Genomic DNA, 21924 nt, shown 5'->3' on the forward strand with positions numbered 1-21924 from the left:
GATGTTCTTTTCAAAAGTGTATCCAATTCAGCAGGAAAAGAAAACCACAGGATAGATTGAAAAAGCCACACCCGATTATTCGGATGTTCTTCTTTAACAGATATAATTACCAAGTTCCCATTTTCTTTCCGTATTTCTCTACTTTTTTCGACATCATTTCAATTTCAGAAGCAGCAAGTACAACATCTGACATCCGAGCTTTATTGTTTGGTACAAATTTCTCTGGGTAAACCGTGAACATTACTATTTTTTTACCTGCCACCCTAACATTGACACCAATTGTTTTCGCGCCTTCTATATCTTTCTGTTGTAAGAAATCATATGTTTGATAGAGGACATGCTGAAACGCCAAGTTTTCGTTATCTGTCTTCATATCAATCATAAGTGTAATATGATCATTTAACTCACGAGCATCCGTAACATCAACTTTAGATGCGTATTCATAAATAGAAGTGTTGATTTCTTTATCACTCACTACCTCTTCTGTAGGTTCAGTCTCTTTTGCTGCAGGTTTTTCTTTCTCGGACGACTTCTCTAAAGCCGGCTTATCTTTTGTTGGTTCATTTTTTGGTTCGTCATTAGCGCATGCAGCCAGTAGTAAAACAAGTGTTGGTAATAATAAGTATTTTCTCATAATGCCCCCCCTTATTCCTAATCATATCCAATATGACAGGAAAAGAAAACCACCCACATGATGTTAATAACTGTACGGATGGTTCAGTCAAGGAGGAATATCACTGCAAGGCTACACTCTGTGAGCGCAAGTACTTCTTCATTTCAACGATCTGATCAAAGTCACGGATGGAATGCACAAAGTTCATTAAACGGCTGCCTCCTCATAAACCTCAATTTTCGCATCCCATCCAACAGAATGCCTCCTCGTTTTGATCATTTGAAAGTCAAAGGTATTAATACGCAACAAGTGATTGCTTTAAAGACTTATTTACAAGATCGCTTCAAATCTTTGAACAGTGCTAGAACCGTTTTAAGCAACTATAAAGTGCTAATTAATCATGCTGTGAAGTTTTATGGGTTACGAAATACCCCCGTACTAGCTGTAAATTTGATTGAATGGATTTGGCCAACTATCAATTTTATTATACAGGAAGAGTTTGAAAGCAAGGTCATGAAGTTTGAGCTGCATCACTATAAGGAGTTAACACGTCTACTCTTTTTTACCGGATTACGTGTAGGCGAAGGACTTGCTCTGACATGGGAGGATATAGATTTAATGAAGAACCAGCTTCATGTTTTGCAAAACACTGGATATGAAGACGAGGATACCGACTTCACCAAAAACTAAAGGGAGTGTCGGATATGTACCGTTCCCTGTTTTCATTGCGGACATGTTAAAAGAAATAAAAAAAGAATCCGCAGATAAATTCTGCGGATTCCAAGATAGGTATTAAGTGTTTGGTGGTCCTACGCCTTATCATTACAGTCATTACCATAAGAAATTCAAGGCAGTCTTCACCGATCTTCGAATACATGATTTGCGTCACAGCTATGCCTCGTACCTAATAAATAAAAGTGTAGATATTTACTTGGTCAAGGAGCTCATGCGCCACGATGATATCAAACAAACGGCTAACACTTATGGCCACCTTTATACAGAGCGCAAGCATGAGCTAATGAGCGTTTTTGATTGAAACGGTATCAAAACGGTATCACAGCGAAAATATCTCACTATGAACCGTTGATACCATTAAATTCTTATTAACCGATAGAACCTTCCATCTCGAATTTTATGAGTCGATTCATCTCAACTGCATATTCCATTGGAAGTTCTTTAGTGAATGGCTCGATGAAGCCCATAACGATCATTTCAGTCGCTTCCTGTTCAGAAATACCACGGCTCATTAAGTAGAAGAGCTGCTCTTCAGAGACTTTGGAAACTTTTGCTTCGTGTTCAAGTGAAATGTTATCGTTCAAGATTTCGTTGTACGGAATCGTATCTGACGTCGATTTGTCATCCATGATAAGCGTATCACATTCGATGTTGGAGCGAGCGCCTTCCGCTTTACGTCCGAAGTGGACGATACCGCGATACGTTACTTTACCACCATGTTGTGAAATGGACTTCGAAACAATCGTAGACGATGTATTCGGAGCCAAGTGCATCATTTTCGCACCTGCATCTTGGTGTTGACCTTTACCAGCGATGGCAATTGACAATGTCATACCGCGTGCGCCTTCACCTTTAAGGATAACTGCAGGGTATTTCATCGTTAACTTCGAACCAATGTTACCATCGATCCATTCCATCGTTGCATTTGCATCACAGACAGCACGCTTCGTAACTAGGTTATACACGTTGTTCGCCCAGTTTTGAATCGTTGTGTAACGGCAATATGCATCTTTTTTGATGATAATTTCTACAACTGCACTGTGAAGTGAGTTTGTTGTATAAACAGGAGCTGTACAGCCCTCTACGTAGTGAACGCTTGCGCCTTCGTCTACGATGATGAGCGTACGCTCGAATTGTCCCATGTTTTCTGAGTTAATACGGAAATAGGCTTGTAGAGGCGTATCTACTTTCACGCCAGGTGGTACATAGATGAACGATCCACCAGACCAAACCGCTGAGTTAAGGGCAGCGAATTTGTTATCCGAGTTCGGAATAACTGTTCCAAAGTGTTTCTTGAACAGTTCTTCGTTTTCGCGAAGAGCGGAATCTGTATCTTTAAAGACGATCCCCAAGTTTGTTAACTCTTCTTTCATGTTGTGGTAAACCACTTCTGATTCATACTGTGCAGAAACACCTGCAAGGTATTTTTGTTCTGCTTCAGGAATTCCCAGTTTGTCAAACGTACGTTTAATTTCTTCTGGTACTTCATCCCATGAAGTTTCCGTTGCCTCTGATGGTTTTACGTAGTACGTAATTTCATCGAAGTTCAACGAATTCAAGTCTCCGCCCCATTGAGGCATCGGCTTGCTGTAGAACAACTCCAGAGACTTCAGACGATAGTTGAGCATCCATTCAGGCTCTTCTTTCATACGTGAGATCTCTTCAACAATCTCTTTTGTCAATCCACGTTCAGAGCGGAATACAGATACATCTTTGTCATGAAAGCCATATTTGTAATCGCCAATTTCAGGCATCTTTTTAGCCATTTGATAGTCCTCCTTCGTTCAATTATTCAGAGTCGCTCGCGATTCCTTTTTCCATGGCTTTCCACGGAAGCGTTGCACATTTAATACGTGCTGGGAATTTAGCGACTCCTGTCAATGCTTCAATATCACCAAAATCCATAGAATCATCGATATCTTTCCCCAACATCATATCTGAAAAGGCGTGAGCGGCTGTGACAGCATCCTCAGTATTCTTTCCTTTAATTAGTTGCGTCATCATGGAAGCGGATGCCATTGAAATCGAACATCCTTCTCCTTCAAACTTAGCATCCTTAACGATGTCGTCTTCTACTTGGAGAGTTAAATGAATCACATCTCCACAAGTAGGGTTATTCATATCGATGGTAACGTTGCTGCTTTCAAGAACTCCTTTGTTACGAGGAGTTTTATAATGATCCATTATGACCGAGCGATACAGCTGATCCAGTTTTTCGTTTCCCATTATTGAAAATACTCCTTTGCCATGCGAAGGCCTTCAACAAGACGGTCCACATCTTCTTTCGTGTTGTAGAGATAGAAGCTGGCACGTGCTGTTGCAGATACATCCAGCCATTTCATAAGCGGCTGGCAGCAATGGTGTCCGGCACGGACTGCAACACCATTCATATCTAACACAGTTGCTAAATCGTGAGGATGAACTCCTTCCAAATTGAAGGTAACAATCCCTGCACGCTTGCTTGAATCCCGTGGACCATAAATTTCAAGTCCTTCAACAGTCTTCATTTGTTCCATTGCATAGGCGACAAGTTCATGCTCATGCTTCTCAATAGTACCAAGTCCAATAGATTCGATATAGTCGATAGCTGCAGCCATTCCAATCGCACCCGCAATGATTGGGGTTCCACCTTCAAATTTCCAAGGCAGTTCTTTCCACGAAGAATCGTAAAGTCCTACGAAGTCGATCATTTCACCACCGAATTCAATAGGCTCCATTTCATTCAATAATGCTTTTTTTCCATAGAGTGCACCGATTCCTGTAGGTCCACACAACTTATGTCCGGAAAACGCGAGGAAATCACAGTCTAAGTCTTGGACATCCAGTTTTAGATGGGGCGCTGCTTGCGCTGCATCCACCACCATGATTGCACTGTGTGCATGAGCAATCTCTGTGATTTGTTTAATGGGATTCATCGTTCCTAAAACGTTCGAGACATACATCATCGAAACAATCTTCGTCTGATCAGTCATCGCATCGCTCACTTTTTCGAGTGATAGCGTGCCATCTTCCTCAAGATCGATGTATTTCAAAACAGCTCCCGTAGCTTTCGCTAGTTGCTGCCAAGGAATAATGTTCGAGTGATGTTCCATATAGGTGATGAGGATTTCATCCCCTTCACTAATGTTTGCACGGCCATAACTTTGAGCAATTAGATTCAAAGCTGTTGTCGTTCCACGAGTGAAGACGATTTCTTCTGTTGAAGAAGCATTCAAGAACTTACGTACAGTTTCACGTGCGCCTTCATAACCTTCTGTCGCTCTGTTACCAAGTGTATGGACACCTCGGTGAACGTTTGCATTATCATTTTGATAGTAGTTGGCAATCGCCTCGATTACTTGACGAGGTTTCTGAGAAGTTGCCGCACTGTCAAGGTATACGAGAGGATGTCCATTTACTTCTTGGTCGAGTATAGGGAAATCTTTGCGTATGTCATTGTTCAGCATTAGCGCACTTTCCTTTCAATGACCTCCGTCAACTGTTTCTTGACACCTTCGATTGGCAATTTGCTAACAACAGGCGCAAGGAAACCGTGGATGACAAGGCGTTCTGCTTCCTGCTTCGAAATTCCGCGGCTCATCAAGTAGAATAATTGAAGTGGATCTACGCGTCCAACAGAAGCGGCGTGTCCTGCAGTTACATCGTCTTCATCAATCAAAAGAATCGGATTGGCATCTCCACGAGCTTTTTCACTAAGCATGAGGACTCTTGACTCTTGCTCCGCATTTGAACGTGTTGCACCTTTCTCGATTTTACCAATCCCGTTGAAGATAGATGAAGCAGCTTCTTTCATAACACCGTGCTTTAAAATGTGACCTTCTGTATCAAGTCCCCAGTGGACAATTTCAGAAGTGAAGTTTTGTTTTTGTGTTCCGCGTCCTACTACAACAGATTTCATATCACAGCGTGAGCCGTTGCCAACTAAATGTGTTAAGTTGTCTGAAATCGTATTGCTATCGTTCATCAAGCCAAGTGCCCAATCAATGCGGCTATCACGGCCAGCAATACCACGACGGTTTACGTAAGTTGTAAACCCTTCAGCAAGAACATCCACTGCGCCATAAGTGACGACGGCGTTATCGCCTGTGAATACTTCTGAAATGATATTCGCAAGTCCTGCAGAGTGAGGGACTGTAGATAGATAGTTCTCAACGTAAGTGACAGCACTATTTGCTTCAGCCACTACAATAACGTGGTTGAAAAGAGATGCTTGTGCATCGTCATGCAAGAACAATACTTGAATTGGTTGTTTGACTTCTACGTTTTTTGGTACGTAAACAAATACGCCACCGTTCATGAGTGCTGCGTGGAAAGCTGTGAGACGATGCTCGTCCACTTTCACACCATCCGTCATGAAGTACTTCTTCACAAGATCGCTATGTTCCCGAGAAGCTGTGAAAATATCTGTCAAAATAACGCCTTGCTCTTTTAATTCATCTGATAGTGATAAAAAAGCAGGGGTGTTGTTATGTTGTACATAAATATTTTTTTGGTTTTCTGCGTCTACAAGTGATTTCGCATCGTCTGGAAGTTCACTAAGGTTCTCATATACAGTGCTTTCGACAGCGTGTACAGGAAACTCCGTGAAGTTCCACTTATCAATCTTAGTTTTATCTGGTTTCGGCATAGGAAGTGAGTCTACTTTGCTCAGCGCTTCCAAGCGGAGATCGGTTAACCAGCTCGCTTCTCCCGTAGTTGCGGAATAAGAGCGGACATCTTCTCCGGTCAATGCCAATTTAGTTTCAACCGTCATGTTCAATCGTCCTCCCTCTTACGCTTCTTGTTCAACCGTCTCGTCTTCAATTCCTAACTCTTCTTTAATCCAGTCGTAGCCTTGCTCTTCCAGTTTTCGAGCAAGTTCTTCGCCACCTGATTTCACAACACGACCTTGCATCATTACGTGAACATGGTCAGGTGTGATGTAGTTCAACAGACGCTGATAGTGAGTAATGATGAGGCAACCGAAGTCTTCTCCGCGCATTTCGTTAATACCTGTAGAAACGATACGTAGAGCATCGATGTCAAGACCGGAGTCAATTTCGTCTAAAATTGCAAATTTAGGCTTCAACATCATAAGTTGAAGAATTTCGTTACGCTTCTTCTCTCCACCTGAGAATCCTTCGTTCAAGTAGCGAGTAGCCATATCTTCGTCCATTTCAAGAAGTTCCATTTTGCTATCGAGTTCACGGATGAACTTCATAAGAGAAATTTCGTTCCCCTCTTCGCGACGAGCGTTAATACCTGAACGAAGGAAGTCAGCGTTTGTTACGCCTGTAATTTCACTTGGATATTGCATTCCTAGGAACAAACCTGCTTTCGCACGTTCGTCGACTTCCATTTCAAGAACTTCTTCTCCATCAAGAAGTACAGATCCTGATGTAACTTCGTATTTTGGATGACCCATGATTGCAGACGCGAGCGTGGATTTACCTGTTCCGTTCGGTCCCATGATTGCATGGATTTCATTTGTGTTGATCGTTAAATTGACACCTTTAAGTATTTCTTTTTCTTCGATTGAAACATGAAGATCTTTGATTTCCAAAGTAGCCATTCCAATACCTCCAGTATGCTTAAGATGAACTTTTATCATCTTCTATTTATCATCATTCTAATCTTATCCTATATACGTAGTACATGCAAATCATTAAGAATGATTATAAATTATAAAAGAAATCCCCATTTCCTACGATATTCACAGTCTATTCCCATTTTCAATTGCCGTTTTGTGAATGAGAATTTATCACGAACTGTTCACAAACTTCTTTTCGGGATTCCCCCCTTAAACTAAGGTTATCTCAACTATTTCTTTGTTACTCGTATAGAAATAAAAAGCGCGCCATCTTCGAATAGAACAGAAGATAGACGCGCTGCTGATTATAAGTCAATCATTTCGATAGTTTGGCAGATGTGCCGTCTTTTGAAAAGCTGTCGACGACAATTGCAAGCGCTCCATCACCTGTAACGTTCGTTGCAGTACCGAAGCTATCTTGCGCCATGTATAGAGCAATCATGAGTGCCACCATGGATTCGTCGAAACCTAACATGGATGCTAGAAGACCAGTGGCCGCAACAACTGCTCCGCCTGGTACTCCAGGTGCAGCGATCATTGTAATTCCAAGCATGAAGATGAAACCAAGATACGCAACAAAACTAATTGGCATATCGTTCATCAGCATCACACCAATTGAACACGAAACGAGTGTTATCGTACTTCCTGACAAGTGGATGGTTGCAAACAGTGGAATGGTAAAGTCCGTCACCCTTGCAGACGCACCCGTTTGTTTCGCTTGTCGCAATGTTACTGGAATGGTTGCTGCAGAAGATTGTGTACCGACCGCTGTAAAATAAGCAGGCGACATAATCTTCATCAGACGGAACGGATTCCGTTTTGAAACAGCTCCAGCAACTGTGTATTGCAACGTCAACATAACTAGGTGAAGAATAATAATCATAACGAATACGAAGATGAAAATCGAAAGCACTTTAGCCACTTCACCTGTGTATGTCATATTCAAGAAAATCCCGAAAATATGTATCGGTAAAAGCGGTATGATAATGACTGAAATCACTTTTTCAATGATTGTGTTCAATTCTTCAAACATGTGTAACATTGTTTTACTGCCGATAGCAGCCATTCCAATTCCTAATACGAATGCAAGAAGCAACGCCGTCATCACGCCCATAAGGGGTGTCATTTCTAGTTCGAAGAAAGCGCTTGCTGCTTCTTTCCCAGTTTCAATTGAGGTGCTTCCTAACCCACTTATGTATCCTGGTAGTAATGACGTTGCAGCGAAGTAAGCAAGAATCCCTGCGATAATCGTAGATGCATAAGCAAATAATGTCGCAAGACCAAGCAACTTCCCAGAGCCTTTACCAAGTTTTGCAATTCCAGGTGCGATGAATCCCAAAATAATCAAAGGAACCACGAAGTTGAGAAATCCTCCAAAGATCATGTTGAATGTTGCGAAGAACCGAGTGAAGCCTTTCGCAAATCCTTCACCAATCATAGGAGTCAAATACCCAAGCCCTACTGCGAGACCGATGGCAATGACAATTCTCCATATCAGTCCAATTTTAAATTTCACTTTCCAAACCCCTTTCATGCGTTGAATTAGTAAAACTCTTTCTATCATACATGAAAACGCTTTAAAAAGCAGTCCTATTTATTATCCAAAAAACCCCTCATCTTTGTAAAGGCAAGATAAGGGGTTTCTTCTATATTATTTAGTAACCGGTACGACTGAACCTTCCCACTCATCAAGGATGAAGTCTTGGATCTCTTTTGAAGTTAGAACTTCTACAAGTGCTTTAATGCCTGGTTTGTCTTCGTTGCCAGTCTTCACTGCGATGACGTTCACGTATGGAGAATCAGATTCTTCAAGTGCAATGGAATCTTCCATTGGGTTGATACCTGCATCTATTGCATAGTTTGAATTAATAAGAACTGCGTCGCCTTCTTCACTATTAAACATTTGGGGAAGAAGTGCTGCTTCGTAATTCGCATCGAACTTAATGTTTTTCGGGTTATCCACAATATCTTTCAATTCAGCTTTTGTTTTGTTTATGCCATCTTTCAACGTGATGAGACCTTCCGCTTCAAGAATCCCTAAAACACGTCCGTGATCGGAGACAGAGTTACTGATGAGGATGGTAGCACCATCAGGCAGTTCATCCAATGATTTGTACTTTTTTGAATAGACGCCGATTGGTTCAATATGGATGCTTCCGGCATTCGTGAAATCGTATCCATGATCGGCAATTTGGGTTTCCATGTACGGAATGGTTTGGAAGTAGTTCGCATCCAAATCGTCAGAATCAAGATCTTGGTTCGGTAAAACATAATCCTGGTACGTTTCAATCTCCAAGTCATAGCCTTTTTCTTTCAGTAGTGGCTTTGCTTTTTCCAGAATTTCTGCGTGTGGAACGTTGGATGCGCCAACTTTAATGACTTTTTGGTCTTCATCAGAACCGCTTGTGTTACCATCTTTGTCGTCTTTTGAACCACATGCTGCAAGTGCTAATACAAGTACTGCTAGTAAAACTCCTGTTAAAAACTTTTTCATCCATTCCACTTCCCTTTTCTGTTTTTTTAGATTTGATAACGAGCCGTGTTGATTTTCGTTGCAAGCGGACGCGTTCCACTCCTATCAACGTAGATGCTAGGCACCACTTTTATTTCATCAAACCACTTATATAGTAGACAGGCATGCCTGGTTTTCCCATTGTTATCGTTTGTCGAGTTTTTTGACGGCGAAGTCTCCTGCGAATTGTAAGACGAAGACCACAATTAGGATTAAGATTGTAGCAACGAGTGTGACGTCTTCACGGCTTCGTTGGAATCCGTCTAGGAAGGCGAGTGTTCCAAGTCCTCCAGCACCGATAATTCCTGCCATCGCTGTGTAGCCAACAAGTGCGATCGCTGTCACCGTAATCCCGGAGATTAAAGCGGGCATCGACTCCGGCAATAATACTTTGAAAATAATTGTTGATGTTTTTGCACCCATCGAGCGTGCTGCTTCAAGAACACCTTTGTCAATTTCCTGCAGTGCTATTAGCACCATTCTTGCGTAAAACGGAGCAGCTCCGATAATCAACGCCGGCATCGCAGCTTCCGGACCTCTAATTGTTCCGATTAGAAACTTGGTAAACGGAATAAGAAGGATGATTAATATAATGAAAGGAATTGATCTGAAAATGTTAACAATCGATCCCGTGAGTATATTCACAATCTTATTTGCCCATATATGGCCAGGACCGGTTAAGAAAAGCAAGATCCCAAGTGCTAGCCCAATGATGAACGTGAATAGGGTTGAGACAGCTGTCATATAAAGTGTTTCAACTGTTGCATCCCACATTTTTGCCCAGTCTACGTTTGGAAGATAGGTTTCAATCATTTCTCAAACACCTCCGTCTGGACACCTTGTTCATGTAAATATTGAATGGCATTTGCAGTTGCCTCTGGTTCCCCTGTTATTTGTAAAATCATTGTCCCGTATGCGCCGCCACGAGTTTGGGAGATATTTCCTTGAAGAATACTGACGTCCACTGGATATTCTCTTATCAAACTAGCGAGAACAGGTTGCTCTGTTCGTTCCCCTACAAACGCTAGCTTGACAAGTGTGCCCTCCGGATAATCCTGACGCATGAGTGACATCACTTTCTTCGCATCTTCAGGTTCAGTCACTTGTGAGACAAATCGCTTTGTAATCTGTTCTTTTGGTGACTGGAATAGTTGGAGTACGTCTCCTGTTTCTACCACACGTCCCGCTTCCATCACTGCGACTTCATGACAGATTTTTCGAATGACGTGCATTTCGTGCGTAATGAGGACAATTGTTAACCCAAGTCGTTCGTTAATGCTTGTCAACAAGTCTAAAATCGCATCCGTCGTTTCTGGATCGAGCGCGGACGTTGCCTCGTCACATAGGAGCACTTCAGGGTCATTTGCAAGTGCTCTTGCAATTCCGACACGCTGTTTCTGTCCACCTGACAATTGGGAGGGATATGCATTTTCACGTCCCGCCAACCCTACAAGCTCTATCAATTCCGTTGCTTTCCGTTCTCGCTCCGCCTTTTTTACTCCTGCTATTTCTAAAGGGAAGGTAATGTTCTCTTTTACGGTACGAGACCATAGCAAGTTAAAATGTTGGAAGATCATACTAATTTTTTGACGGGCTTGACGAAGCTCTTTTCCACCGATTGATGAAATCTTACGGCCGTTCACTTCGACGGACCCGTCTGTTGGTTGTTCCAACCCGTTGAGCAATCGGATTAACGTACTTTTACCAGCACCACTATATCCGATAATGCCGTAAATCTTTCCTTCTTCAATCGTCAGGTTTACTCCGTCAACTGCAGTAATCACAGTGCTTGCGGTCCCAAATCGTTTGTTGACATTTGCTAATTGAATCATTCGACACCCACCTCACTGCGTTTCATTCTGTCCAAGACTAATCGCTATATAAGTTAAATTAAACAATCCGATCACTTGTCGTTGTTTTCCTCTCCAGGCGGACGCTTTCCGAGGGGCTCGATCTCAGCCAATCGAACCCCGAAGAGTTCGATTTGCCGTATTTCTGGGCTCTTTGCAGAAATTAAGGCATCAGCCCGCTGCTCCTAACGCTTCGCTTTTACTCGCAAAAGTTGTTCTCCGTAACAACTCTCGTTCCAAACAACTAAAATGTCTGTACCGATAGTGATTTTCACTTCAACATATATAATTAAATAAAAAACGCCTTCCTGCAGATTCACAGAAAGGCGTACGCGTAAAAATTCATGGCGTTCATCCGATCTCTCATCTTTCAAAGCATACGCTTTGTGTGACTTGGCACCATTTCAAGTAAATTGACGGTTGCCGGGCTTCATAGGGTTCTCCCCTCCACCTCTCTCTATAAGAGTCAGTTATTCAATTGGTTGCTTTTAGTTATACCATAGTGATCTATCACTGTCAACTAAGCTTTTGGAGAATATTTTGTACCGATTGAAAGGCATAGACTTTCTCAGCAGGCTCGCCTTTTCGCTTTATGAGCAAACACGGTACGCTTTCAACCTGGTATTCTGTCGAAAGTTCTTCGACATAGTTCAAATTGGCTTTTCCAATTGTAAGACTTGGCTTCAACTCTGTAACAACATTCAATATTTTACTAGCCACTGCACACGTCCCACAGAGCGGTGTGTATAAATAGAAAGCCGTCAGTTCTTCATGTTCAGCCGCATCTTTCCAGTCACTATATGTCCACTCATCCACAAGTATCACCTACACTCTATTTCAATAGAAAAATATAAAAGACGCCGTATGGTCGGCGCCTTTTAATATTATTCTCCGACAGTCATTTTGTCGTAGTCTTCAGCGGACATAAGCTCATCGAGTTCAGCTGGCTTCGTTGCTTCCACAACGACCATCCAAGCTCCCTCGTAAGGAGATTCGTTGACAAGCTCAGGGCTGTCCTCTAACTCTTCGTTCACTTCAACGACTTTACCGCTAATAGGTGCATATAGTTCTGAAACCGTTTTTACAGATTCAACGCTACCGAACGGCTCGTCCGATTTCAATTCGTCACCAACAGATGGTAATTCAACGAACACGATATCACCAAGCTCAGATTGTGCAAAGTGTGTAATACCAATTCGGTATTTACCGTCTTCTTCTTTAACCCATTCGTGCTCTTCAGAATACTTCAAACCTTGTGGTGTGCTCATTCTATTCCCCTCCAACTAGTAATTGTTATATCTGATTCTATTTTGCCACAGGTACCTTTGAAAGACAAGAAATGAAGTTACGCCTTCCACGTTTCTGAAAACGTTTGCTCATTGAACCCGACTGTGGTTGTTTTGCCATCTGTCACAAGTGGACGCTTAATGAGCATGCCGTCCGACGCCAGCAATTGGATTTGTTCATCCTCACTCATAGTAGCAAGTTTGTCCTTTAACCCGAGTTCACGATACTTCATGCCACTCGTGTTAAAGAACTTCTTCAACGGCAATTCAGAACTAGTAATCATTTCTTTCAATGCTTGTTCGCTCGGTGGCTGTTCAGCAATGTTGGATGCTTCGTAAGAAATATCATTTTCTTTCAGCCACTTTTCAGCCTTTTTACATGTTGTACATGTTGGATAGCCATAATAGTGCAGTCCCAATTCAATCACCTCGTTAGTTCCATTTTACCACAAAAACATCCAGACTACAGAATTGCAGTCTGGATAGGAGTGTAGGGATTAAACTACATATTTCGCAGCATCGATCAGCTTGACAGATGCTTCGCGCTTCTTCGCAATCACGTTATATGGATTCGAGCGAGTCAATTTACGCAATGCAGATACCATCATACGTTGGTTGTCTCCATCCACTGCAGCGTAAAGTGTTTCTTTTGCATCCCTTTCAATTGCTGCGAATGCTTCTTGACAGAAGATTTCTGTGTACAAGATTTTTTGTTGCTCTTTTTCCGCCCCGTTTTTCGCAACTGCTTTTTCAGTACGAAGGAGCGCAGATTCCATTGCAAAGATGTTATTAGCGATATCCGCAATGTTCACAAGAACTTCTTGTTCCTGTTCGAGTTTCGTACCGTACCGTTGTGCAGCTAATCCTGCAGCTAGCAAACCGATTTTCTTCGCATTCTTCACAAGAACTCTTTCTTGCTCAAGAGGAGCGTCCCCAATTTCTTCAGGCATCATCATAAGCAACTCTTCTTGAAGCGCTTGCGCTTGTTGCAACAATGGCAACTCACCTTTTAATGCCTTCTTCATGAATGTGCCTGGTACAATCATACGGTTAATTTCATTTGTTCCTTCAAAGATGCGGTTGATTCGTGAATCACGGTATGCGCGCTCCACTTCGTATTCAGCCATGAAGCCGTATCCGCCGTGTAATTGAACCGCTTCGTCCACGATATAGTCAAGTGTCTCAGAACCAACAACTTTGTTAATAGAACATTCAATAGCGTACTCAGCAATCGCAGCTGCAATTGCTTTTCCGTCTTTTTGTTGCTCCGCAGTCATTTGGCTTTGACGTTGCTCGAAGTAACCCACTGTACGGTAAATCAAGCTCTCCGTCGCATACAGCTGAGATGCCATCGTTGCAATTTTTTCTTTCGTTAAGTTGAACGATGAAATCGGCGTATTGAACTGCTTACGTTCGTTTGAATACGAAATCGCAAGTTCAAGAGCACGCTTCGATCCACCAACTGTACCGACTCCAAGCTTATAACGCCCTATATTCAAGATGTTAAATGCGATAATGTGACCACGGCCAACTTCTCCAAGCAAGTTTTCTACAGGAACTTCAGCATCAGATAAGATCAGTGTACGTGTCGATGAAGACTTGATGCCCATCTTTTTCTCTTCCGCACCAACAGAAACACCAGGGAATTCACGTTCTACGATGAATGCTGAGAATTTATCGCCATCAATTTTCGCATAGACAACGAATACGTCAGCAAATCCAGCGTTTGTAATCCACTGCTTTTCACCATTCAAAACGTAGTGAGTACCCGCTGCGTTCAACTTCGCAGTCGTTTTAGCTCCAAGAGCATCTGATCCTGAACCTGGCTCAGTTAGTGCATACGCGGAGATTTTGTCCCCTGCTACAGAGTTCGGTAAGTACTTCTTCTTTTGCTCTTCATTACCGAACAATACGATTGGAAGCGTACCAATTCCAACATGTGCACCGTGAGTGATAGAAAAGCCACCTGCCACTGCTAATTTTTCAGAAATCAAAGCAGATGAGATTTTATCCAACCCTAATCCTTCATATTCTTCTGGAACATCAGCACCTAGTAGACCGAGGTCTCCAGCTGACTTCAAAAGACGAACAGAATGTTCAAACTCGTGGTTCTCCAACTTATCCACAACTGGAAGCACTTCGTTTTTCACGTAGTCTTCCGCAGTTTTTGCAATCATCTTCTGCTCGTCAGAAAAATCTTCTGGAGTGAACACACGATCCGGTGTAATGTCTTCAGTTAAAAACGCCCCGCCTTTAATTAGCTCATTTGTCTTAGTCTCAGTCATTTCTAGTTCCTCCTCTATTTTTCGTTCACGAATTTTTAAAGTAACTCAAACACGCCAGCTGCGCCCATTCCTCCACCGATACACATTGTAACGACACCGAATTGCTTGCCTTGACGTTTCAGTTCACTCATCATACGCACTGTCAAAATGGTTCCGGTTGCACCAAGTGGATGACCAAGGGCGATTGCGCCGCCATTGACATTCACTTTGCTTGTATCTAACTTCAGTTCACGAATGACTTGCAGAGATTGCGATGCGAATGCTTCGTTCAATTCCCATACGTCAATATCTTCAATGGACAGTCCAGCGATCTTCAACGCTTTTGGAATTGCAGCGATTGGACCAATTCCCATGATTTCAGGTGGGACTCCTGCTACTGCAAACGATCGGAACTTCGCGATTGGTGTAAGCCCTTCCGCCACAGCCTTTTCACGTTCCATGACAAGTACAGACGCTGCGCCGTCAGATGTTTGTGAAGCGTTACCTGCTGTTACGGATCCTGTAATAGAGAAGGCGGGACGCAATTTTGCTAGGATTTCCGTAGTCGTACCGCGACGTACGCCTTCATCCATAGAAAACGTCTCTTTTTTCTCTGCGAATTTACCGTTGCTGTCGACATAGCCTTTTGTGAATTCGACTGGAACGATTTCGTCATCGAACTTTCCAGCGTCAATTGCTGCTGCTGCACGGCGGTGGGACTCAACTGCAAACGCATCCTGATCTTCACGACTAACTCCATATTTTACGGCAACTTGCTCTGCAGTATGCCCCATTCCCATGTAATACGCAGGTGCTTCTTCTGCGAGCTTCGCATTTGGACGCACCGTATTTCCCATCATTGGAACCATACTCATCGACTCTGCGCCACCTGCTAGGATGGCTTCAGAGTGACCCAGCATGATTCGTTCAGCTGCATAAGCAATGGACTGTAGTCCTGATGAACAAAAACGGTTGATTGTAATTGCAGGTGTCGTATCTGGCAATCCGGCTAGCGCACCGATATTCCGTGCCATGTTCATGCCTTGTTCTGCTTCCGGCATTGCACAACCAATGATCAGGTCTTCAATCGGACCATCATAACCTCCTGCGCGTTTTAATGTTTCTTTTATAGTAAGGGCTCCTAAATCATCGGGACGGACTGTCGCAAGTGATCCTCTACCTGCTTTTCCGACCGGTGTGCGGGAACCCGCCACGATTACTGCTTCACGCATTGTATTTCCTCCTCTTAAAGTTCTGATTCATCAGTTACGCAATGGTTTGCCTTTCACAAGCATGTGTTGCATGCGTGCCTGTGACTTCGGTTCTGCTACAAGGCTCAAGAACGCTTCTCGCTCAAGATCCAGTAAGTACTGTTCATCGACTAGTGTGCCGTATGGCAGTTTGCCTCCAGCCAATACGTATGCGAGTTTCTTTGCGATCTTCATATCGTGATCGCTGATGAACCCAGATAAACGCATGCCTTCCGCACCGAGTAATAATGTTGCATAACCTGTTTCACCAACCACCGGGAATTTCTCATGCTTTGGTGCTTGGTAGCCATTGTCATAGAGTGAAAGTGCTACTTGCTTTGCATCGTATAAGAGATGATCCGCATTAACACTAATGCCATCTGCGAAATCGAGGAAGTTGTTTTCACGTGCTTCCTCAGCGGATGTCGACACTTTTGCCATCGCAATTGACTCGAATACGTTGTTCGCGATGTTTTGATAGTCTACTTGCACGCCATTTGGCAATCCTTTTAAGTGCTTCAAGTACAGACCGACGTTTCCTCCACCACCAGGAATCAGTCCTACTCCAGCTTCAACGAGGCCAATATACGTTTCCATGGAAGCTTGAATATGAGCTGCTGGCAAACAGACTTCTGCTCCGCCGCCCAGCGTCATTTGGAATGGTGCTGCAACAACTGGTTTCGAGGAATACTTGATTTTCATCATTGCGTTTTGGAACGTACGCACTACGAAATCGAGTTCGAAGATATTATCATCTTGCGCTTCCATTAAAATCATTCCGAGATTCGCACCGACACAGAAGTTTTTTCCTTGGTTACCGATGACGAGACCTTTGTAGTTCTTCTCGACTTCATCCACCGCAAAGTTAATCATTTGCATAATGTCGAGGCCAATCGCATTAGACTGTGAATGGAACTCAAGAAGTGCAATCCCATCTCCCATATCGATCAAACTTGCTCCTGAGTTTTTCTTAATGACGCCATGCTTTTTCTTATAACGCTTCAAGTCGATTACTTTTTCATTGACCGGAACTGGTGAATATCCCTCACCGTCGAAGTAGAAGAGTTCATTGTCTTCCTCTTTATAGAAGGTTTCGAATCCTTTATCGAGCAATTTTTGAGCGAATTCTGGAATCGTATCTCCCTGTTCCTTCATCCGCTCGACTGATTGACTGACACCAATGGCATCCCAAACTTCAAACGGTCCCTGTTGCCATCCGAAGCCCCATTTCATCGCGTTATCTATGGATACGATAGTATCTGCGATTTTGCCATGCATGTCAGCTGAGTAAAGAAGTGTCGGCGCCAAGATGCTCCAGAGAAGCTCTCCCGTGCGATCATCCGCATATACTAATGACTTCACACGATTGCCGAGTCCTTTTTGCTGTTTCGCCATTTCAATTGAAGGCGTTTTCATTTTCTTGACTGGGCCGTATTCAAGTGTCGACGAATCGATCTCGTAAATGTCTTTGCCTTTTTTCACAAAGAATCCTTGCTTCGCTTTTGCACCGATCCAACCGTTATCGATCATGTTCTTCATGAATTCAGGGAGTTCGAATACCGCCTGTTCTTCCCCTTCAGTCTTGTCGTAGACGTTTTTCGCCACATGCATGAATGTGTCCAGGCCAACTACATCCAACGTGCGGAATGTCGCAGATTTTGGGCGACCAATCAGAGTTCCAGTGACAGAGTCCACTTCACCGACTGTATAGCCACGTTTTTCCATTTCACGAAGTGTGACGAGAAGCCCGTAAGTTCCGATTCGATTGGCGATGAAGTTCGGTGTATCTTTTGCGATTACGACTCCTTTACCTAGGCGGTCTTCACCGAATGCAGTCATGTACTCAACTACTTCTTGGGATGTAGTTTTCGCAGGAATCACTTCCAGCAATTTCAAGTAACGCGGCGGATTGAAGAAATGCGTACCTAGGAAATGTTTTTGAAAGTCTTCTGAAAGACCTTCCGCCATAGCATCGATACTAATTCCTGATGTATTTGAAGTGACGATTGTTCCGGGTTTACGAACAGCGTCGATTTTTTCATATAAGCTCTTTTTAACTTCTAAGTTTTCAACGATAACTTCAATAATCCAGTCCACGTCTTTCAACTTTTCTAAGTCGTCTTCCAAGTTCCCTGCTTCAATAAGAGCCAGGTTTTTTTTAGAAGTCAGTGGTGCTGGTTTTTGTTTTAGTAGTTTCTGTATCGATCCCGATACAACTCGGTTGCGAACTGCATGATGCTCCAGTGTAAGTCCTTTTTTCTCTTCGTCTTCTGTCAATTTGTTCGGAACGATGTCCAGAAGAAGAACAGGAATCCCAATATTGGCGAGGTGTGCAGCAATTCCAGACCCCATCACGCCAGATCCGATTACAGCTGCTTTCTTAATTTGATAAGCCACGTGAAAATCCTCCCTTTGCTTTTGAATGAATGCTCATTCATTTTGTGGGTAAAAAAAATAGAAACCTTTTCTATGAATCTAATTGTAGACTATTTCCTGCGTTTTCGCAATATTTAAATCTAAAAAACAACTTTACATTCCTTTTGAAACAAGTTGATGGGCTGAAAGCGCTTTTCATTGTACACTGAAGATATGAAAGGAGTCGAATATACATGGATTCAATTACAACCGCAAAACAATTCGATGACATTATTAACGAACCATCACGCTCAGTTATTAAATTTCAGGCAGGTTGGTGCCCAGACTGTCGAGTGATGGACATGTTTATCGGACCTATTACAGAAGATTACGACCAGTACGATTGGTATGACGTAGACCGCGATGTTCTTCCTGAAATAGCAGAAAAGTATGATGTGATGGGGATTCCGAGCTTACTCATTTTTGAAAATGGAGAGAAAAAAGCGCACCTTCATAGTGCCAACGCAAAATCTCCTGAGCAAGTGACAAGCTTCCTTGAAGGTCTAACAATCTAAACGATACTAGCAATTCCTCCGACTGTCTTTGCAGTCGGTTTTTTTTATGTATTTTTTTGAAAATCAGTTATACTTAGGAGAGGTTAAAGAAAACTAAGAGGTGTAGCATGAATCAGATAGAAGAAATCGCACAATTGAAAGCCACTATTGCCAAGTATGAAGAAATCATAAGTGAGACATCTGTTCCAATTATTACCTCAATTATTGATAATACAATTCTACTCCCTGTTGTCGGTTATACAGATAAGGAGAGGATGGAGCGAATCCGCGCGAAAGTTCTTGAGTATGCGGGAGACCATAGAAATACTGAAGCAGCAGTATTCGACTTTTCGAGTATCCGTTTGGCTGAAGAGGAAGGTTTGGAAATGCTGACTCATGAATTACAGCTCATGAGATCCGAACTACGGTTGATGGGGATTCGGCCAATCATGGTTGGCTTCACTCCTCCATTTGTTCGTCAAATGGTAAGTACGGGGGTAGCCTCTGAAGTGGAGTCATACGCGAACTTCAAATCTGCTTTACAAGCGCTTATGGACGAGAAAGGACTTTCCTTTTCAAGAGAGTAAATAAGGGAGGGTTTTGTCGTGCCGTTCTTAAAACAACTACAAGGCAAATCACAATACGAATCTTCCATAGACAAAAATCTACGGTCATCTGCGTGCGGTCCTGTAACAGCATCTGTAATCTTACACTATTTGAATGTCCCAATTTCCAGAGTTTCTGTCAATAAGCTTTACAAGCTATTAGGAACTACTCGAATCGGACTATTCACGTGGCGTTTTGTTCAGAGGCTCCATAAGTTACTAGGTGCCGATTGGGAAGTTCGGAAATGTTCGTTATCAGAAGCGTTATGCGAACTTGAGAACGGGCGCCCCGTTGCAGCAAAATTTGATAAATGGTTTACTTTCAAGTGGAGCGGAAAGTACGAATTCGATTATCACTGGGTACCTCTTATTGGATATGCAAAAAAAGTGGATGATGTGATTCTCACAATACATGACAATGGAAGCCCATCTTCACCTAGTACAGTGCGTTATGTCTCTTATCGAAAAAACCAAGAGATTTTAACTTTTGTAAAAATAGCTCCTCGTTCCAAGCAAAAAGGACACTGATTCGCTCAGTGTCCTTTTTGTTATGCAACATAGTGGATTGCTTGTTTTAACGTTGCAAAGCTCTTGATCGATCCGAAGTCTATACCTAACCCGACGAGCGTTTGTGCGATAGCAGGTGTTACCCCACTAACGACTGGAACAGTCCCTACTAAAGAAAGTGATTCAAAGAGGATGAACAACTGTTGAGCAACAAATGTATCCGTCGTTAAAAGTCCTGAAAGATCGATGATTAAATGCTCGAGATTGAGCCGAACAGCTTCATGAAGAACTTTTTCTTGCAACACGGCGCCTCTATTGAAATCCATGATACCGATTAATGGAAGAATAGCAGTTGTCTCATTAATGGATGCAATCGGAACGGATAATTCAGCAATCGCAGCTTGGGAAATCTTAAGCATTTCCTTTTCGTGATGCACAAAAGGAAGGCTAAAATAATAAACGACATCGTTTACAATCGAATCGAGTACAGTCGTTAGTTCATACATGTCCTCTGAACTGATGTTACGAGTTAGTCCTTCATGCTTTAAAACCGTACCAATATACGCACGATATTGAGGAACCTCACGAAGCATCATGTCTAAAGAAATACTTTCTTTCTTCGCAAAGTGAGTCCCTGCTTCCTGCCCCCATTGTCGCAATTGCTCAATTCGCTCTGACTCCTCTAACTTCAATGCTTTCGCATATAACTTTACTAATTCCACGCGAGCTAGAAAGAGTTCTTCTTCTAACCCTTTCATAATCGGATAGTGATCATTCTGTTGTTTGGTTATCATGTCTGCAAGTTGCTCAGCATTCTCAGTTACCTTTTCACTTAAAAGGATCAATAATTCTTTCATCAAGACTCCCCCTTGTAGCAGCTACTAGTTCTACTGTCGCCAGTTGTTTGAGTACTGCGTTCAATCCGTGTTTCCTGAGGTGTTCTAATGTTTGGTCAGTATAACTCGGAATTTCAAGAGACTCTATTGTTTTCCCTAAATCTACTTCACAGTGGATGGTTGCCAGTTCTTTTGAAACACGTAGCATCTCCAAGTTGTCTTGAATTTTGCTTTTCTCTGAAGTCGTCAACTTGTCCAATGAATTGACAACTTCCTCAGCAGTCCCATACGTTTGAATGAGTTTTAGTGCTGTCTTTGGTCCAATTCCTTTGACCCCTGGATAGCCATCACTCGTGTCACCTATAAATGCTTTATAGTCAATAAATTGAGTAGGAGTCATTCCGTAATCTTCTATAAAACGTGACTCTGTGTATAGGTCATAGATGGAATGACCTTTTTTAGTTAAGGCGATTTGGACGGAAGGTGCGAGTAATTGGAGCAAGTCCTTGTCCCCCGAAACAATTGTTAAATCCGCATCCTCTTTCCACGTTTTGACGAGAGATCCGATCAGGTCATCCGCTTCCATTCCTTCCACCCCATAATTTCTCCATCCCATGGCTTCAGAAACTTGACGAGCCATATCAAACTGAGGAAGTAATTCCCGCGCCGGAGCAGGGCGATTGGCTTTATAGCCATCATAAATGTCGTTTCGGAAAGTGACCGAACCCATATCCCAGCAAACCGCAAGATGGGTCGGCTGGAAAAGGTTAGCTGCCGTTAATGTATGTCTTAGAAATCCTTGAACCCCATTTGTAGGGATTCCGTCTTCATTATATTGGAACTGTTTTCGAACAGCTGTTGCAAAAAACGAACGGAATAACAGGGCCATTCCATCAATAATCAGTATGTGTGGACGTTCAGTACTCACGTGCTCACTCTCCTTATTAGTTCTTCAGCTAATGTAGTAATTTCTTCTCTTTATGATACC

24 protein-coding genes and 1 riboswitch are annotated in these 21924 nt (G+C 42.7%); of the genes, 5 read left to right on the forward strand and 19 right to left on the reverse strand.

The genetic code is table 11. The features are described 5' to 3' along the window. Positions 1 to 106: 106 nt before the first annotated feature. On the reverse strand, positions 107 to 634 hold the full coding sequence (locus M3197_RS14550) for a hypothetical protein (RefSeq protein WP_251662305.1): 528 nt from the start codon (positions 632 to 634) through the stop codon (positions 107 to 109). Positions 635 to 892: 258 nt separating this feature from the next. Between M3197_RS14550 and M3197_RS14555 the strand changes: the two genes are divergently transcribed. Beyond that, positions 893 to 1303 carry a site-specific integrase gene (locus M3197_RS14555; RefSeq protein ID WP_251662306.1) on the forward strand — a complete coding sequence of 137 codons (411 nt, stop codon included), beginning with the start codon at positions 893 to 895 and terminating at the stop codon, positions 1301 to 1303. Between the two features lie 106 nt (positions 1304 to 1409). Then, positions 1410 to 1649 (forward strand): tyrosine-type recombinase/integrase, encoded by a 240-nt coding sequence (locus M3197_RS17415; RefSeq protein ID WP_349774141.1) that lies wholly within the window; start codon positions 1410 to 1412, stop codon positions 1647 to 1649. Positions 1650 to 1716: 67 nt separating this feature from the next. Here the strand turns inward: M3197_RS17415 and sufB are convergent, their stop codons facing one another. The 16 genes from sufB to M3197_RS14635 form a co-directional block, all read right to left on the reverse strand. Next, positions 1717 to 3114: a Fe-S cluster assembly protein SufB gene (sufB, locus tag M3197_RS14560; protein WP_025782992.1), complete on the reverse strand. Its 1398-nt coding sequence runs from the start codon at positions 3112 to 3114 to the stop codon at positions 1717 to 1719. A gap of 22 nt (positions 3115 to 3136) precedes the next feature. After that, positions 3137 to 3574: a Fe-S cluster assembly sulfur transfer protein SufU gene (gene sufU, locus M3197_RS14565; protein ID WP_025782993.1), complete on the reverse strand. Its 438-nt coding sequence runs from the start codon at positions 3572 to 3574 to the stop codon at positions 3137 to 3139. After that, positions 3574 to 4794 carry a cysteine desulfurase gene (locus M3197_RS14570; protein WP_251662307.1) on the reverse strand — a complete coding sequence of 407 codons (1221 nt, stop codon included), beginning with the start codon at positions 4792 to 4794 and terminating at the stop codon, positions 3574 to 3576. Before M3197_RS14570 ends, sufU begins: the two co-directional genes overlap by 1 nt. After that, positions 4794 to 6101, reverse strand: coding sequence for a Fe-S cluster assembly protein SufD (gene sufD, locus M3197_RS14575; RefSeq protein WP_251662308.1), 1308 nt, complete (start codon positions 6099 to 6101; stop codon positions 4794 to 4796). Before sufD ends, M3197_RS14570 begins: the two co-directional genes overlap by 1 nt. 18 nt (positions 6102 to 6119) lie before the next feature. Continuing rightward, positions 6120 to 6899 (reverse strand): Fe-S cluster assembly ATPase SufC, encoded by a 780-nt coding sequence (sufC, locus tag M3197_RS14580; RefSeq protein ID WP_251662309.1) that lies wholly within the window; start codon positions 6897 to 6899, stop codon positions 6120 to 6122. 334 nt (positions 6900 to 7233) lie between these two features. Then, positions 7234 to 8433: a dicarboxylate/amino acid:cation symporter gene (locus tag M3197_RS14585; protein WP_251662310.1), complete on the reverse strand. Its 1200-nt coding sequence runs from the start codon at positions 8431 to 8433 to the stop codon at positions 7234 to 7236. Between the two features lie 135 nt (positions 8434 to 8568). Further along, complete coding sequence (locus tag M3197_RS14590) at positions 8569 to 9411, reverse strand: MetQ/NlpA family ABC transporter substrate-binding protein (RefSeq protein WP_251662311.1); 843 nt, start codon at positions 9409 to 9411, stop codon at positions 8569 to 8571. Between the two features lie 162 nt (positions 9412 to 9573). After that, positions 9574 to 10242, reverse strand: a complete 669-nt coding sequence (locus M3197_RS14595) for a methionine ABC transporter permease (protein ID WP_251662312.1) — start codon at positions 10240 to 10242, stop codon at positions 9574 to 9576. Then, the gene (locus M3197_RS14600) at positions 10239 to 11261 is read right to left on the reverse strand and encodes a methionine ABC transporter ATP-binding protein (RefSeq protein WP_251662313.1); all 1023 of its coding nucleotides are present in this window, start codon (positions 11259 to 11261) and stop codon (positions 10239 to 10241) included. The genes M3197_RS14595 and M3197_RS14600 overlap by 4 nt, the downstream gene beginning before the upstream one ends. A 203-nt stretch (positions 11262 to 11464) precedes the next feature. Continuing rightward, the gene (locus tag M3197_RS14605; protein ID WP_251662314.1) at positions 11465 to 11653 is read right to left on the reverse strand and encodes a hypothetical protein; all 189 of its coding nucleotides are present in this window, start codon (positions 11651 to 11653) and stop codon (positions 11465 to 11467) included. After that, a riboswitch (SAM riboswitch) is annotated at positions 11640 to 11745 on the reverse strand. It overlaps the preceding gene by 14 nt. Positions 11746 to 11795: 50 nt before the next feature. Beyond that, positions 11796 to 12095, reverse strand: a complete 300-nt coding sequence (locus M3197_RS14610; RefSeq protein WP_251662315.1) for a thioredoxin family protein — start codon at positions 12093 to 12095, stop codon at positions 11796 to 11798. A gap of 68 nt (positions 12096 to 12163) precedes the next feature. Beyond that, positions 12164 to 12547: a glycine cleavage system protein GcvH gene (gene gcvH, locus M3197_RS14615; protein ID WP_251662316.1), complete on the reverse strand. Its 384-nt coding sequence runs from the start codon at positions 12545 to 12547 to the stop codon at positions 12164 to 12166. Positions 12548 to 12624: 77 nt separating this feature from the next. Then, the gene (locus M3197_RS14620; protein ID WP_251662317.1) at positions 12625 to 12984 is read right to left on the reverse strand and encodes an arsenate reductase family protein; all 360 of its coding nucleotides are present in this window, start codon (positions 12982 to 12984) and stop codon (positions 12625 to 12627) included. Between the two features lie 78 nt (positions 12985 to 13062). Continuing rightward, entirely contained in the window at positions 13063 to 14850 is a 1788-nt protein-coding gene (locus tag M3197_RS14625) for an acyl-CoA dehydrogenase FadE (protein WP_251662318.1), read from the reverse strand. 35 nt (positions 14851 to 14885) lie between these two features. Further along, positions 14886 to 16061, reverse strand: a complete 1176-nt coding sequence (locus M3197_RS14630; protein ID WP_251662319.1) for an acetyl-CoA C-acetyltransferase — start codon at positions 16059 to 16061, stop codon at positions 14886 to 14888. A 30-nt stretch (positions 16062 to 16091) separates the two neighbouring features. Then, positions 16092 to 18476, reverse strand: a complete 2385-nt coding sequence (locus M3197_RS14635) for a 3-hydroxyacyl-CoA dehydrogenase/enoyl-CoA hydratase family protein (RefSeq protein ID WP_251662320.1) — start codon at positions 18474 to 18476, stop codon at positions 16092 to 16094. Between the two features lie 212 nt (positions 18477 to 18688). Between M3197_RS14635 and M3197_RS14640 the strand changes: the two genes are divergently transcribed. From M3197_RS14640 to M3197_RS14650, 3 genes are all read left to right on the forward strand, one after another. Continuing rightward, on the forward strand, positions 18689 to 19009 hold the full coding sequence (locus M3197_RS14640; protein ID WP_039043423.1) for a thioredoxin family protein: 321 nt from the start codon (positions 18689 to 18691) through the stop codon (positions 19007 to 19009). Positions 19010 to 19116: 107 nt separating this feature from the next. After that, positions 19117 to 19575, forward strand: coding sequence for an STAS domain-containing protein (locus M3197_RS14645; protein WP_251662321.1), 459 nt, complete (start codon positions 19117 to 19119; stop codon positions 19573 to 19575). Positions 19576 to 19593: 18 nt separating this feature from the next. After that, on the forward strand, positions 19594 to 20121 hold the full coding sequence (locus tag M3197_RS14650) for a C39 family peptidase (RefSeq protein ID WP_251662322.1): 528 nt from the start codon (positions 19594 to 19596) through the stop codon (positions 20119 to 20121). Positions 20122 to 20141: 20 nt separating this feature from the next. Here the strand turns inward: M3197_RS14650 and M3197_RS14655 are convergent, their stop codons facing one another. Together M3197_RS14655 and M3197_RS14660 are read right to left on the reverse strand one after the other, a co-directional pair. After that, entirely contained in the window at positions 20142 to 20957 is an 816-nt protein-coding gene (locus M3197_RS14655; protein WP_251662323.1) for an STAS domain-containing protein, read from the reverse strand. Next, on the reverse strand, positions 20929 to 21825 hold the full coding sequence (locus tag M3197_RS14660; RefSeq protein ID WP_432814007.1) for a 5'-3' exonuclease: 897 nt from the start codon (positions 21823 to 21825) through the stop codon (positions 20929 to 20931). Before M3197_RS14660 ends, M3197_RS14655 begins: the two co-directional genes overlap by 29 nt. Between the last annotated feature and the right edge of the window lie 99 nt (positions 21826 to 21924).

The sequence above is a fragment of the Sporosarcina aquimarina genome (assembly GCF_023715615.1).
Classification (GTDB): Bacteria; Bacillota; Bacilli; order Bacillales_A; family Planococcaceae; genus Sporosarcina; species Sporosarcina aquimarina_A.

Coding starts and splice junctions, on each gene's coding strand:
- M3197_RS14550 (WP_251662305.1), bottom strand. CDS start 634: ATGAGAAAATACTTATTATTACCAACACTTGTTTTACTACTGGCTGCA.
- sufB (WP_025782992.1), bottom strand. CDS start 3,114: ATGGCTAAAAAGATGCCTGAAATTGGCGATTACAAATATGGCTTTCAT.
- sufU (WP_025782993.1), bottom strand. CDS start 3,574: ATGGGAAACGAAAAACTGGATCAGCTGTATCGCTCGGTCATAATGGAT.
- M3197_RS14570 (WP_251662307.1), bottom strand. CDS start 4,794: ATGCTGAACAATGACATACGCAAAGATTTCCCTATACTCGACCAAGAA.
- sufD (WP_251662308.1), bottom strand. CDS start 6,101: ATGACGGTTGAAACTAAATTGGCATTGACCGGAGAAGATGTCCGCTCT.
- sufC (WP_251662309.1), bottom strand. CDS start 6,899: ATGGCTACTTTGGAAATCAAAGATCTTCATGTTTCAATCGAAGAAAAA.
- M3197_RS14590 (WP_251662311.1), bottom strand. CDS start 9,411: ATGAAAAAGTTTTTAACAGGAGTTTTACTAGCAGTACTTGTATTAGCA.
- M3197_RS14595 (WP_251662312.1), bottom strand. CDS start 10,242: ATGATTGAAACCTATCTTCCAAACGTAGACTGGGCAAAAATGTGGGAT.
- M3197_RS14600 (WP_251662313.1), bottom strand. CDS start 11,261: ATGATTCAATTAGCAAATGTCAACAAACGATTTGGGACCGCAAGCACT.
- gcvH (WP_251662316.1), bottom strand. CDS start 12,547: ATGAGCACACCACAAGGTTTGAAGTATTCTGAAGAGCACGAATGGGTT.
- M3197_RS14625 (WP_251662318.1), bottom strand. CDS start 14,850: ATGACTGAGACTAAGACAAATGAGCTAATTAAAGGCGGGGCGTTTTTA.
- M3197_RS14630 (WP_251662319.1), bottom strand. CDS start 16,061: ATGCGTGAAGCAGTAATCGTGGCGGGTTCCCGCACACCGGTCGGAAAA.
- M3197_RS14640 (WP_039043423.1), top strand. CDS start 18,689: ATGGATTCAATTACAACCGCAAAACAATTCGATGACATTATTAACGAA.
- M3197_RS14645 (WP_251662321.1), top strand. CDS start 19,117: ATGAATCAGATAGAAGAAATCGCACAATTGAAAGCCACTATTGCCAAG.
- M3197_RS14655 (WP_251662323.1), bottom strand. CDS start 20,957: ATGAAAGAATTATTGATCCTTTTAAGTGAAAAGGTAACTGAGAATGCT.
- M3197_RS14660 (WP_432814007.1), bottom strand. CDS start 21,825: ATGGCCCTGTTATTCCGTTCGTTTTTTGCAACAGCTGTTCGAAAACAG.